General features: G+C 74.1%; 6 protein-coding genes. 1 reads left to right on the plus strand and 5 read right to left on the minus strand.

Going from position 1 to position 14,085, the window contains the following annotated elements; genetic code table 11:
- Nucleotides 1–2: 2 nt before the first annotated feature.
- Together ACWCSU_RS35485 and gntD are read right to left on the minus strand one after the other, a co-directional pair.
- Complete coding sequence (locus tag ACWCSU_RS35485; RefSeq protein WP_449940916.1) at nt 3–9,623, minus strand: amino acid adenylation domain-containing protein; 9,621 nt, start codon at nt 9,621–9,623, stop codon at nt 3–5.
- A gap of 18 nt (nt 9,624–9,641) precedes the next feature.
- On the minus strand, nt 9,642–10,670 hold the full coding sequence (gene gntD / locus ACWCSU_RS35490; protein WP_357701536.1) for a guanitoxin biosynthesis L-enduracididine beta-hydroxylase GntD: 1,029 nt from the start codon (nt 10,668–10,670) through the stop codon (nt 9,642–9,644).
- A gap of 251 nt (nt 10,671–10,921) precedes the next feature.
- Here gntD and ACWCSU_RS35495 point away from each other — a divergent pair, with 251 nt between their 5' ends.
- A complete protein-coding gene (locus ACWCSU_RS35495) occupies nt 10,922–11,965 on the plus strand; it encodes a hypothetical protein (RefSeq protein WP_364094852.1) in 1,044 nt (347 codons plus the stop codon).
- An 11-nt stretch (nt 11,966–11,976) separates the two neighbouring features.
- On the opposite strand, the gene ACWCSU_RS35500 is transcribed toward ACWCSU_RS35495, so the two are convergent.
- The 3 genes from ACWCSU_RS35500 to ACWCSU_RS35510 are packed head-to-tail and all read right to left on the minus strand — an operon-like array spanning nt 11,977 to nt 14,027.
- The gene (locus ACWCSU_RS35500) at nt 11,977–12,888 is read right to left on the minus strand and encodes a TauD/TfdA family dioxygenase (protein WP_357701540.1); all 912 of its coding nucleotides are present in this window, start codon (nt 12,886–12,888) and stop codon (nt 11,977–11,979) included.
- A 3-nt stretch (nt 12,889–12,891) separates the two neighbouring features.
- A complete protein-coding gene (locus tag ACWCSU_RS35505; protein ID WP_357701542.1) occupies nt 12,892–13,104 on the minus strand; it encodes an MbtH family protein in 213 nt (70 codons plus the stop codon).
- Nucleotides 13,105–13,124: 20 nt separating this feature from the next.
- Entirely contained in the window at nt 13,125–14,027 is a 903-nt protein-coding gene (locus ACWCSU_RS35510) for an ArsR/SmtB family transcription factor (RefSeq protein ID WP_357701544.1), read from the minus strand.
- Nucleotides 14,028–14,085 lie beyond the last annotated feature (58 nt).

The raw sequence follows: 14,085 nt of genomic DNA on the forward strand, positions 1-14,085 counted from the left end.
CGTCACGACCGGTGGACCGCCTCCTCCAGGGAGTCCAGGATCCTGTCCTGCACCACCTCCGACAACGCGGCGACGGTCGGCGTCAGGAAGAGGTCGCGCGGCGACAGCTCGACGCCGAAGGCCGGTCCCACCCGCGACGTCACCCGCAGGCTGGTGATCGAGTCGCCGCCCAGGGCGAAGAAGTCGTCGTGCACGCCCACCCGGTCCAGGCCGAGCACCTGCTCCCAGATACGGCCGAGCGCCTCCTCGGTCGGGTTGCGCGGCGCGACGTACGACTCCGCCTTCTCCCGCGGCGGGGCGGGCTCCGGCAGGGCGGCGCGGTCCACCTTGCCGTTGGCGTTCAGCGGCAGCCGGTCCAGGGACACGAACGCCGCGGGCACCATGTACGCGGGCAGCCGCGCGCCCAGGCTCGCGGCCAGCTCCTCGTGCGAGGGCGCGGGCCCGCCGGCCGCCGGCACCACGTACGCCGCCAGCGTCCGGCGTCCGGAGGCGTCCTGCCTGGCCATGGCGACGGCCTCGGCGATCCCCGGATGCGCCAGGAGCGCGGCCTCCACCTCGCCCGTCTCGATCCGGAAGCCCCGGATCTTCACCTGGCCGTCCACCCGGCCGAGGAACTCCAGATCGCCTTCGGGCGTCCAGCGGACCCGGTCCCCGGTGCGGTAGAGCCGCCCGCCGCCGCCGAACGGGTCGGCCACGAAGCGTTCGGCGGTCAGCGCCGGCCTGCCGAGATAGCCCCTGGCCAGGCCGGCGCCCGCCAGGTACAGCTCGCCCGGCGCGCCGACGGGCACGGGCGCCAGGGAGGCGTCCAGCACGTAGGCGCGGGTGTTGTCCATGGGACGGCCGATCGGCGCCCGTCCCGCCTGTACGAGCTCGGGGGTCATCTCCCGGGTCGTGACGAACGTGGTGGTCTCGGTGGGCCCGTACCCGTTGTGGAACGTGGTCCCGGGGCAGCGGTCGATCACCCGCGCGAGCGCCTGCGGCGAGGCCGCCTCGCCCCCCGTCCACACCTCGCGCAGCCCGGCGAAACACTCGGGCAGCTCCTCGGCGAACAGGTTGAACAGCGCCGCCGTGAGGAACATCCCCGTGACGCCGTGCTCGGCCGCCAGCGCCCGCAGCCGCCGCGCGTCCAGGTCGCCGGGCGCGACCACCACCTCGCCACCCGCCAGCAGCGGCACCCACATCTCGTACGTGGCCGCGTCGAAGGCGTGCGGCGAGTGGAACAACACCCGGTCGTGCCCGCCGCCGCGCCAGCGGTGGTCCATGGCCAGGCTCACCACGTTCTCGTGGGTGACCGCGACGCCCTTGGGCAACCCGGTCGAGCCCGAGGTGTACATCACGTACGCCAGCGACCCGGGCGGGGTGGCGGGCAGGGGGGTGGAAAGGGGGCCGGGCGCGGGCAGGTCGCCGTCCACCTCGACGGCGGGCAGGCGCAGGTCGGCGGCGCGCCCGGCCAGCGCCCGGTCGGTCAGCACCGCGACCGCGCCCGTGTCCCGCAGGATCCACCGCATGCGTTCGGCCGGGAAGTCCGGGTGCAGCGGCACGTACGCGCCGCCCGCCCTGAGCACGGCCAGCATCGACACCAGCGCGTCCGGCGAGCGCCCCTGCAACACCGCCACCCTGGACTCGACGCCCACGCCCAGTCCGGCCAGCACCTCCGCCAGCTCCCCGGAACGGCGGTCGAGCTCGCCGTACGTCAGCTCCGCGCCGCCGCCGCGCACCGCCACCGCGCCGGGCGCCTCCCGTGCCCGCTCGGCGAACAGCTCGTGGACCGTCCGGCGCGGGTGGTCGCGCGCGGTGTCGTTCCACTCCGTCAGCGTCAGCCGCCGCTCCCGCGCGCTCACCGCGCTCAGCGACCCCACGGTCCCGCCGGGGTCCGCGGCGAGCTGCCCGAGCAGCGCCGACAGGCCCTCACCGAGCCGCCGCACGGTCGCGGCGTCGAACAGCTCCTCGTCGTGCAGCAGGACGAACGACAGCTCCTCGCCCGGGTAGACGACGAGGCCGAGCGGGTAGCCGTTCGCCTCGGCGGCGTCCACGTCCCGCAGGCGCGGGCCGGGGGCGGAGTAGTCGATCGGGTAGTTCTCGAAGACCACGATGCTGTCGAACAGCGCCGTCCCCGGCGGCACGTCGCTCCACGCGCGGATCCGGGTGAGCGAGGCCGCCTCGTGCTCCCGCGCCCCCGCCTGCGACTCCTGGAGCTCGCGCAGCCAGGGCAGCAGCGGGCGGGCGCCGTCCACGTGGACGTGGACGGGCAGCGTCTGGATGAAGATGCCGATCATGGACTCGGCGCCGTCCAGCTCCTCGGGGCGGCCCGACACCGTGGCGCCGAAGCACACCCGCGGCTCGCCGCTGTGCCGGGACAGCAGGATCGACCACGCGCCCTGGACCACGGTGTTGAGCGTCAGGCCGGCCGCCGCGGCCCGGTCGGCCAGCCGCCGGGTCAGGTCGGGCGGCAGGGCGGCGCGGACCCGTCCGGCCGCCTTGGGCCGGTGCCGCCTGCCGGGTGGCCGGTCGTAGGGGAGCGGCGTCGGGGCGGTGAGCCCGGCCAGCGCCTCCCGCCAGTAGGTCTCGTCCGCGGCGAGGTCGCGGCCGGCCAGCCATTCCACGTAGTCGCGGAAGGGGCGGCGCGGCTCGGGCGGGCCGCCGTCGCCCTCTCCGGTGAGCCGGGCGTACGCGGCCAGCACGTCGCGCAGCAGCCGGTGCACGCTCCAGCCGTCCAGCAGGATGTGGTGCAGGGTCCACACGACGCGCACGGTGTCGTCGTCCAGCCGGATGACCGCCAGCCTGGACGGCGGCGCGGCCGTCAGGTCCAGGCCCTCGGCCCGGTCGGCGGCGAGGAGGGCGGCCAGCGCGGCCCGCCGCTCGTCCTCGGGCAGGCGGCGCCAGTCGTGCCGGACGACCGGCAGGCGGGCCCGCCCGTGCACGATCTGCACAGGATGGTCCAGGCCCTCCCAGGCCAGGGACGTGCGCAGCACGGGCGTCCGGTCCACGACCGACTGCCACGCCCGCGCCAGCGTCCCGGGGTCGGTGACGCCGTCGAGCAGCATCCCGAACTGGGCCACGTACAGGTCGTCGCCGGCCGCCAGGCACTCGTAGAGCATGCCGGCCTGGCCGGGGGTGAGCGGGTAGACGTCGGCGATGTCGGCCGCGTCGCGTCCGTCGCCGAGCAGCCGGTCCAGGCTCGCCTGGTCCAGCCCCGCCAGCGGGTAGTCCGACGGGGTGCGCCCGCCCGCGCCCGGTTCGGCGCAGTGGCGTACCAGCCGGGTCACGTTCGCGGCGAACCCGTCCGCGAGCCGGGCGACGGTGGCCTCGTCGTGCAGGTCGGCCGAGTACTCCCAGGTCACCTCCAGCCGGCCGGCGCGCACCGCGGCGACGACGTCCAGCAGGTGCGGCCGGACGTCGCCGGGGTCCTGGAACAGGCCGATGGGCGCGACGTCCCGGTAGAGGTCGCCCAGAGGCGGGTCGAACCGGCCGAGGTAGTTGAAGCAGACGCCGGGGTGGCAGTCGGGCGCGGTGCCGCGCAGGTGACGCAGCACGCCGTACCCGAAGCCGCGCCCCGGGACGGCCCTGACCTGCTCCTTGACGCTCTTCAGCAGCTCGCCCCAGCCGTCTTCGTCGGGCAGGCTCAGGGCCAGCGGGAAGTAGGTGGTGAACCAGCCGACCGTGCGGGACAGGTCGGTGCCGGGGAAGATCTCCTCCCGGCCGTGGCCCTCGGTGGCCAGCAGCAGGTCCGTACGCCCGGTCCAGTCGCCCAGGGTGCGGGCCAGCGCGGCCAGGAGCACCTCGTTGACCTCCGTACGGTAGACGCCGGGGACGTCGCGCAGCAGGGCGCGGGTGGTCTCCTCGTCCAGCGACACCGTCGTGCGCCGTCCCGACGCCACGAGGTTGGGCCCCTCGCGGTCCAGCGGGACGTCCGCCCTGTCCGGGGCGCCGGTCGCCCGGGTCCAGTGGGGGAGTTCGCCGTCGAAGGCGCCGGCGGCGGCGTGGGCGGCCAGGGTGCGGGACCAGCTCACGAAGGAGGCGGTCTCCGCGCCCAGGTCGACGGGCTCGCCGCGGACGGCCTGCCCGTAGGCGGTGTGCAGGTCCTGGAGCAGCACCCGCCAGGACACGCCGTCCACGACGAGGTGGTGCGCGGTGAGCAGCAGCCGCGGCGCGCCGGAGCCGGTGAACGACACCGCCGCGAACACGGGCCCGCGCTCGGCGTCGATGCCACGCTGCACGGCCTCGCTCTCGCGCGCGATCACGCCCTGTGCGTCGCCGTCGAGACGGACGTGGCGCAGGACGTTCCCGGCCGGTGGCGGGGTGACCTGCTGGGATCGTCCGCCGTCGTGCCGGATGAAGTGGGTCCGCAGCGCGGCGTGCCGGGTGACCAGGGCGGACACCGCCACGCCCAGCGCCTCTACGTCCACGTCCGCCGCCAGTTCGGCCTCCACGTACTGGTGGAACGTCCCCGGCACGGTGAACCGGTCGAACAGGAAACGCTGGATCGGCGTCAGCGGGGCGGGCCCGCCGTCGGCGGCATCCCCGGCGGTGGCGTTCGCGGGCTGCCCGGCCCGCCGCACGTACGGCGCCAGGGCCGCCACGGTCTGCCGCTGGAACAGGTCGCGCGCGGTGAGCCGCAGCCCGGCGCGCTGCGCCCTGGACACGACCTGGATGGCCAGGATCGAGTCGCCGCCCAGCGTGAAGAAGGAGTCCTCGGCCCCCACGCGCTCGACGCCCAGCACCTCGCCCCAGATCGCGGCCAGCTCCCGCTGCACGGGCCCCGAGGGCGCGACGTAGGCCGCCGCCCCCGCCCGCGCGCCGGGCTCGGGCAGCGCCGCCCGGTCCACCTTGCCCCGCTCGGTCAGCGGGAACGCGGGCAGCACCATGATCACGGCGGGGATCATGTGGTCGGGCAGCGACCCGGCGAGGAAGGCGCGCAGTGCGGCGGGGTCGGGCTCGGCGTCGCCCGCCGGGGTGACGTACCCGTTGAGGCGGTCGCGTCCAGGGGAGGCCAGCACGACCGCGCCGCCCACCGAGGGGTGGCGCTGGAGGGCGGCCTCGATCTCGCCCGGCTCCACCCGGAAGCCGCGGATCTTCACCTGGTCGTCGCCGCGCCCCAGGTACTCCAGCTCGCCACCGGGCAGCCGGCGGACCAGGTCCCCGGTCCGGTACATCCGTCCGCCCGGCGGGCCGAACGGGTCGGCGACGAAGCGCTCGGCGGTGAGACCGGGCCGGTTCAGGTAGCCCCTGGCCAGGCCGGGCCCGGACAGGTACAGCTCGCCGGGCACGCCCTCCGGGACCGGGTTGGCGTAGGCGTCCAGGACGTACCCGGCGCTGCCGGTCAGCGGGCGGCCGATCGGCGGCAGCCCGTCGCCCTCCCGGCTCACGTCCCCGGCGGTGGCCACGACGGTGGCCTCGGTGGGCCCGTAGTTGTTGACCAGCCGGAACGGGATGCCGGGCCGCGGCCTGCGGCGCAGCACGTCGCCGCCCGTCAGGACGGTACGCAGCGCCGTCCCGTCGATCGCGGGCAGGTCGAGCACGGTCTCCAGCCGGGGCGTCGGCAGGAAGCAGATCGTGGTGCCCATGGCGGTGAACCAGGCCACCAGCTCGTCCGGGTCGTCCAGCGCGTCCTGACCGGGGAAGGCGACGCGGGCCCCCGCGCACAGGTAGGGCCAGACCTCCCACACGGCGGCGTCGAACCCGAGCGAGGCCACCTGGGACGCCCGGTCCCGGGGCACCACCCCGAACGCCGCCACGTGCCAGGCGCACAGGTCGGCCAGGCCGCGGTGCTCGATCATGACGCCCTTGGGACGGCCGGTGGAGCCGGAGGTGTAGATGATGTACGCCAGGTCGCCCGGCTCCGTTTCGCGACCGGACCCGGGTCCGGGATGGTCGTCGCCCGTCTCCGTGTCGCGGGGGCGTACGACGGGCAGCCCCTCGTGGTCCTCGTCGGCCAGCAGGATCGGCGCGCCGGTGTCGGCCATCACGTACGCCAGCCGCTCGGCCGGGATGCCGGGGTCGAGCGGCACGTACGCGCCGCCCGCCTTGAGCACGCCGAGGGCGGCGGTCACCATGTCCGGGCCGCGTTCCATGCACACCACCACGGGCACGCCCCGGCCCACGCCGAGGCCGCGCAGCCGGTGCGCCAGCCGGTCGGCGCGCCGGTCGAGGTCGGCGTAGGTGCTGGTGCCGCCGTCCCACTCCAGCGCGACGGCGTCGGGCGCGACCCGCGCCCACTCACTCACCTGCACATGCACCGGCCGCCCGGCCTGGTCGCCGCGGCCACCGGCGGCGGGAGCGGCGGGACCGGTCAGCGTGGGGCCGGTCAGGGTGGCATCGGTCAGGGTGGCATCGGTCAGGGGGGCGTCGGCAGGCGCGGGGGCGGGCTGCGGGGTGGGGGGCAGGGGGAGGCGGGCCAGGGGTTGGTCGGGGGCCGCGGTCACGGCTTCCAGCAGCGCGATCAGGTGCGCAGCCATCCGCTCGGCGGTCGCGGCCTCGAACAGGTCCGTGCTGTACTCGATCATCGCGTCGAGCGCGCCGCCGTCCTCGCGCTCGACGAACTCCAGCGTGACGTCGAAGATCGAGGACACGTGCGGCAGCCGGTACGGCTCGGTACGCGTCCCGGCGAAGCGCGGCGTCTTCGGCGGCGCGTTCTGCAACGCCACCATGGCCTGCACCAGGGGCGTCCTGCTGGGATCGCGCTCGGCGTCCAGCTCGCGCACCAGCCGGTCGAAGGGCACGTCCCGGTTGGCGAACGCGTTCAGCACGGTCTCCCGTACCGCGCCCAGGAACTCGGCGAACGTGGCGCGCTCGTCCACGGTGGAGCGCAGCACCAGGGTGTTGACGAAGCAGCCGATGAGCGGTTCGAGCTCGGGCAGGTCGCGTCCGGAGACGGGGGTGCCGACCGAGACGTCCCGCTGGCCGGCGTACCTGGACAGGAGCACCTGGCACGCCGCGACCAGCACCATGAACGGCGTCGCCCCGGCGCGGGCGGCGAGGTCACCGAGCGCGGAGGCCAGCTCCGCGGGGACGGTGAAGCGGTGCGCGGCCCCCGCCGAGCTGCGTACGGCCGGGCGTGGCCGGTCGGCGGGCAGGTCGAGCGGGGTGATCCCGTCGAGCCGGCCACGCCAGTGGTCGAGCTGGTCCGCCAGGCTGTCGTCGGTCCAGCGGTCGCGCTGCCAGGCGGCGTAGTCGGCGTACCGGACGGGCAGCGGCGCGAGGGGGGCCCGGTGGCCGTGGCGGGCGGCGTCGTAGAGCAGGCCCAGTTCGTCGGCCAGGATGCGCATGGACACGGCGTCGATCACCGAGTGGTGCAGGCTCAGCACCAGCAGGTGGTCCTCGGCGGACCGGCGCAGCACGGCCAGGCGCAGCACGGGGCCGCGGGCCAGGTCGAAGGGCCGGGTCACCTCGTGCCGCACCATGCGGTCCAGCTCCTCGCCGGGGAGGCCGGCGACGTCGGTGACGGTCAGCGGCACCTCGACGGCCGCATGCACCTTCTGTACGGGTTCGGCCTGCGCGGGGTCGGCTTCGCCGTGCTCGATCGTCGTGCGCAAGGGCTCGTGCCGGGCGATGAGCTCGCCGAGCGCGGTGCGCAGCGCCTCGGGGTCGAACGGCCCGCTCAGCCGGTAGCCGAACCGGACGTTGTACTCGGTGCCGCCGGGGTCGTGCGCGTGGAAGAACCAGAAACGCCGCTGGGCGTAGGAGAGCGGCGCGTCGCGTCCGGGCGGGAGCGGGGTGACGACGTCCACGCCCGCGTCGCCCGCCTCGTCGCGGCTCGCGGCGCGAACCCCACCCGGAACCCCGCCCGGAACCCCGGCACGGTTCCCGGCACGGTTCTCGTCGCCGGACTCGGCGGGGTTCTCGGTGGGGTTCTCGGCCGGTTTCAGGGAGGCGGCCAGGGCGGCCACCGTGCGTTCGCGGAAGATCGCCCGGGGGGACAGGCTCGTGCCGAGCGCGGCACGGATGCGCGGCACCACGCGGAAGGCCAGCAGGGAGTTGCCGCCGATGGCGAAGAAGTCGTCGGTCACGCCCACCCGGTCCAGGCCCAGCACCTCGGCCCACAACTCGGCGATCACCCGTTCCTCGTGACCGCCGGGAGGCGTGTAGCCGGTGGCGCCCTGGGGGCCCGTGGCGGGCAGGGCGGCACGGTCCACCTTGCCGCTGGCCGCAAGAGGGAGCCGGTCGAGGTGCTGGAACACCGAGGGGATCAGGTACTCGGGCAGGTCCCGCGCGAGGAAGGCCCGCAACTGCTCGGGTGACGGCCCAGCCGCCCCCTCACGGGACCCACCGCCCGAAGGTGTCTCGGAGGTGGTGGCGGGCTGGGGGACGGGCCGGGTGACGGGGACGACGTGGGCCACCAGGCGGTCGCCGTCGGCGACGACCGCGGCGGCGGCCACCCGCGGATGCCGGGTCAGGGCGGCCTCGATCTCGCCGGGCTCGATCCGGTGCCCGCCCACCTTGACCTGGTCGTCCGCCCGGCCGAGGTATTCGAGCTCCCCGTCAGGCAGGAGGCGGACCACGTCCCCGGTGCGGTACATGCGTTCGCCGTCCGTCCCGTACGGGTCGGCGACGAACCGTTCGGCGGTGCCGCCGGGACGGCCCCGGTACCCGCGGGCCACCCCGGAGCCCGCGACGTACAACTCGCCCCGCTCACCCGGCGGGACGGGCCGCAGCCGGGCGTCGAGGACGTAGGCCCGCGACCCGGACATCGGCCGGCCGATCGGCACCGCGCCGCCGGGCGTGCCGTCGCCGGGTTCGAGGCGGAAGGCCACGCAGCCGACCGTCGTCTCCGTGGGGCCGTACTCGTTGACCACCGTCACGCCGGGACGGTCCGCGCGCCACCGGCCGAGCGCGTCGCCGTGCAGCGCCTCGCCGCCGATCACCAGCTCGCCGCGCTCCGGAGCGGCGTCCGGGGACCCGTCCTCCAGCAGCGGCAGGTGGCTCGGGGTGATCTTCAGGAAGGACGGCCGGACGCCGCCCGGCTCGTCGAGCGTCCCCGCATGGACGCGCCCGCCCGCGACGAGCGGCCCCCACAGCGTGGTCACCGACAGGTCGAACGAGATCGACGAGTGCAGCAGCGCCGTGCCCGCCAGCCCCGGGTAGTCCCGCAGGCAGCAGGCCAGGTAGGCGGCGAGCTGCCGGCGTTCGACGAGCACCCCCTTGGGACGGCCGGTGGAACCGGAGGTGTAGATCGCGTACGCCAGGTCCGCCGGACGGCCCGGGGGAGCGGGCGGCGCGTCGGCGAGCGGCGCGGGATCGTCGTCCACGCACAGCACCCGCGCCGCCGTCACGGGCAGCCGCCCGCGCAGCGCCCGCTGGGTGACGACGACGGGCGCGCCCGCGTCGTCGATCACGACGGCCAGGCGGCTCGCCGGCACGCCGGGATCCAGCGGCAGGTACGCGGCGCCCGCCTTGAGCACGCCGAGCAGCGCCACGACCAGGTCGAGGCCGCGCTCGGCGTAGACGGCGACGAGCGTGTCCGGGCCCGCCCCGAGCCCGCGCAGGCGATGGGCGAACCCGTTCGCGCGCGCGTCGAGCTCCCGGTAGGCCAGCGAACCCGCGGCCGAGGACACGGCGGTCGCGCCGGGGGCCAGCCGGACCCGCTCGGCGAACAGATCGAGGACGTCACGTGTCGAGTTGTCCATCACCCGGTGCTCCTAGCCTCAGTAGATGACGCGGGACCGCGCGTCCAGCCGGAACTCGCGCGACTTGCGAAGATCCCTGGCCACGTTCAGCCGGCGCAGCCACCGGTCCGTCCCGTCGAAGCGGGCGCGGAAGGGCTTGCGTCCGTGCACGGCCTTGTAGTTGTCGATGACGCAGATGTCGCCGGGTTCGAGCACGACCCCGGTCATGGCCGCGTCCACGGTCGCGGCGAGGGCGGCGAGCGCTTTCTCCTCGTCCTCTCCCTGTATTCCTTGCATATAGTGCGGATCGACGCAGAGATACGGGTCGTCCGGGGCGCCGAAAAGCACCGGCATCGGTTTCGGGTCGGTCAGCGCGCTTTCGACCTGGCGATAACTGCGGCGTTTCAGGTCGGCCACCCTCGGGTCGTCGTCCCGGTCCGGGGCACGATTCTCCGGACGATGCGAGTCGTCCGGGAGAATGAGAAATCGGTGCTCCCGGAGGAAGGCTTCTGTGGCCTCGTCGAGATGTATCGAACCGACCTCGGCGAAGGTCGTCTCCACCTTGTCGGGATTCCGCAGGCAGAACAGCCCGAGATAATCCGTGCGAAGCGGGTGGAAGGCGTCCTCGGTGTGCCAGACCAGCGTTTCCTCGCTGCTCCAGCCGATTTGCTCGCGTTCGAAGCCGCGCATCGGGAAAACGTCGTGCATGATGCGCCCGTCCTGCTGCGTCACCCAGCCGATCGGCTCGCCCAACAGGCTCATGACCAGGTAGAACGCGATATCTAGCGTCAGTGTCGGCGACGGCGTGGGACGTGATCTCCAGTCCTCGGGAGTGGGGCCGAGGGCGGCGTCGTCCACCGGCAGCCCGGAGATCACCAGCAGGCCGGAAGGCTCGGCCAGCCGGAAATCGTGCAACTCCGCGCGGAGGCGTCTCGGCAGCTCGTCGGCATAAACCCGGCCGATTTCCTGGAATTGCGCGGACTCGACTCCCGGATGCTGCCGGGCGAGCTCGCCCGCCAGCTCCGTGATCGCCGTCGCCTCGTCTTTCCGCAGTTCGAAAGTCGACACAACTCGCTCCCTTCCTCGGCGACACCCGTCCGGTCAAGGTTCGGTCGTCGGAGGGCCGGAGCTCAATGTGTTTGAGCCTCAAGCTAAACAGGGCAGTCACGAAGCCGGTGTGCTAGCGTCGAAAAGGTATCAGCGAGCGTCCCGTGCCGGTGTCGGCCCCCGGGCGGAAGCGCCGCGCAAGTGAAATTCGCCGACGACCCGGCTCCTGGTCGGCGCTTCCCACGACGTCATTGACAGCGGAGGAGGACCCGGTGCGCCGATCACGACTGGCAAGGATCACCAGTGCGGCGGCTCATCTGCAGGTGTTCGCCATCGCGGGGATCAGCGCGGTGCTGCTGATCAGGACCTGGCTGGCGAGCACGGGCTACCCGAAGCTCGGCGGCGGCGACCTGCACATCGCGCACGTCCTGTGGGGCGGCCTGCTGATGGCGGTCGGGCTCGGCCTCACCCTCGCCTTCCTCGGCGAGCGGGCCAGGACGTGGGGCGCGCTGCTCGGCGGAGCCGGTTTCGGCACGTTCCTCGACGAGGTCGGCAAGTTCGTCACCGAGCGCAACGACTACTTCTACCGGCCCGCCGCCGGCATCATCTACCTGGTCTTCGCCGTCCTCGTCGTGCTGGCCCAGTGGCTCAAGGGCCGCACCGGCTACACCGGCGCCGAGCGGACCGCCAACGCGCTGCACGCGGCCCTCGTCGGCGTCACCTCCGGGCTGACGGTCGAGCAGCGGCGCAGCGCGATCCGCCTGGTCCAGGACTCCGGCGACCCGCTCGACGCCGCCACGGTTCGCCTGCTCGGCATGGTGCCCTCCAGCGAACCGCCCCGCTTCCCCGCCGTGCGCGCCGCCCTGGCCTGGCTGGAGCGCTTGTGCCGGCGGCCGGTCGTGGTGGTGCTCGCGGTGGTCTACCTCGCCGTACGGGCCCCGCTGCCCCTGGTCGGCCTGGCCCTGGAGAGCTCCTACGACTCCCTCGGCCAGGAACGGGAGTGGGGAGCGGTGATCGGCCTGGCGGCGTCCGCGGCGGTGACGGTGCTGCTCAGCCTGTGGGGCGCGGCCCGGTTACGGTGGAACCGGGCGGCCGCCTTCCAGGCGCTCTACCTCGCGCTTCTGGTCGACATCCTGTTCGGCCAGGTGTTCGCGTTCATCGTGAACCAGTTCTCCGCGGTGCCGGGGCTGGTCGCGGACCTGCTGGTGCTGGCCGTGCTCGGCACGACGAACCGGCACCTGCGCAGAACCGCCCCGGCCCGCGACCCCGGCGACGGGCCGGGGGCGCGGGCCGGGAACGAGGACCGGGACGGCTGAGGTCCCGGGAGCTACGACCCCGACGGCTCCGCCATGGCGACCGCGATCCGCCGCGCCCCCGTGTACGGCTCGCGCCCGTGCGAGGTGAGCATGTTGTCGATGACGAGCAGGTCGTCGGCCGCGTAGTCGAAGCGGCGGGAGGCCGCCCGGTAGCACTTGCGCAGGTGGTCGGTGACCTCGTCGGGGATGGCGCCGCCGTCGCCGTAGTAGGTGTTGCTCGGCAGCCCCTCCTCCCCGCACATCTCCAGCAGCCCCTCGCGCACGGCCTCGGGCAACGTCGTGACGTGGAAGAACGTGGCGTGGTTGAACCAGACGGGCTCACCGGTGACCGGATGCCGGTGCACCGCCGCGCGGACGGCCTCGGTGCGCAGCCGTCCGTCCCCGAGCCAGGTCGCCCGTACGCCGTTGCGCTCGCAGTACGCGGTGACCTCGTCCCGGTCGGAGGTGTTGAACGCCTCCGACCACGGCATGCCGAGTTCGTCGTCGTAGGTGCGCACGACCATCCAGCCGCGCCGCTCGAACTCCTCGCGCACCGCCGGGTCGAGGGTGTCGTGCACCTCCCGCGTCGAGGCCAGGGGCGTGGCCCCCTGCGACTCCGGCGGCCGCATGCAGTGGAAGAACAGCACCATGGGCCAGACGGCCTGGTAGGAGTTCTCGTTGTGGAGGAAGATCTCCTCCTCGGGCGGGTAGTCGGTCGAGGTGTAGACGTTGCCCTTGATCACGCTGCGCGGCGACGACCGTTCGGTGTAGGCCAGCGGCGTCCCGGAGAACGCGCGCACGGCCGCGTCGAACCCCTCGACGCCGCCCACCTCGAAGCCGCGGAACAGCAGCGCCCCGTGGCTGGTCAGGCTCTCGCGCAGCGCGCGGTGCCCGGCCCTGATCCGGTCCTGGACGGGCTCGCCGCCGCCCTCGATGATCAGCACGGCTCACTCCTCCATCGCCGCGATGAGGCTCTTGGGCCGCAGGTCGGTCCAGTTCTCGTTGATGTAGCCGAGCGCGCGTTCGCGGTCGGTCTCGGGCAGCGCGACTGCCCATCCGGCCGGCACGTCCACGAAGGCCGGCCAGAGCGAGTGCTGTCCTTCGTCGTTGACGAGCACCAGGTAGATGCCCTCGGGGTCCTCGAAGGGGTTCGTGCTCATCGTGCGTCCTCCAGGGAAGGTCAGTTGCGTTGTGAGATGAGTCCGCCGCCGCGCAGCAGCGCCATGCCCAGCGACGTCAGCGTGTGCAGGGCCGTGTTGCGGTTGCGGGCGGTGGTGATGAGCCCGGCCTTGCGCAGCACGGTGGCGTGCTTGCTGGCGCCGGCCAGGGAGATGCCGAGCCGCTCGGACAGCGCGCCGGTGGTGCAGCTGTCCATGAGCGCCTGCATGGCCGCGGCCCGGGTGTGCCCGACGAGCGCGCCGAGCGCCTCGTCGTCGGCCGTGGGCTCGGCCACCAGGTCCGACAGCACGGCCGGCGTCCAGGGGACCGAGACCACGAGCGCGGGCAGCCCCGTCTCGTGCTCCCGGTCCAGGAACAGGCAGTGCCTGACCTGGAGGAAGAACGAGGGGCTGAGCAGCAGGCCCTTGCCGTCGAGGTACACGTCGCGGTCCTCGTCGTGCGGGACCTCCAGGACCGGCGGGTTCCAGACCAGCTTCGGGTGCAGGGTGTCCAGCAGGCACTCGACACCGTTGGTGATCGTGATCCGGCCGAACGTCTCCCGTTCGAGCTCCAGGTAGGCACGCACCCGCCCCCAGTACGGCAGCACCGCGGCCCGGCAGAACGCCAGCACGGTCGCGGTCGCCCACGGGACGGCGGCGTCCCCGGCGCGGAAGCCGGACTCGCCGGGGGAGCGGTCGAGCAGTCCGAGCAGCTCGCCGAGCGGCCGGCGCTCGCGGGCCAGCCGATCCACCTGGCCGGCCGTGCCGTTCATGCGTTCGCGCACGTCCCTCCGCCACTCGCCGTGGACCGCGCCGCCGCTTCTGGCGAACAGGTCGAGGGCGAACACGCTCTCGGTCACCGGGCCCAGCGTCGCCGCCATGCGCAGGCGTGCCAGGTCTTCGACCGTGAAATGAATCCGCAGCACCGCGGCTCCCATTTCGCATTTTCCGGGTTCGTCGATCACGCCGCGGCGCGGGAAAAAG

This window comes from Nonomuraea sp. NPDC001699, from assembly GCF_053596455.1.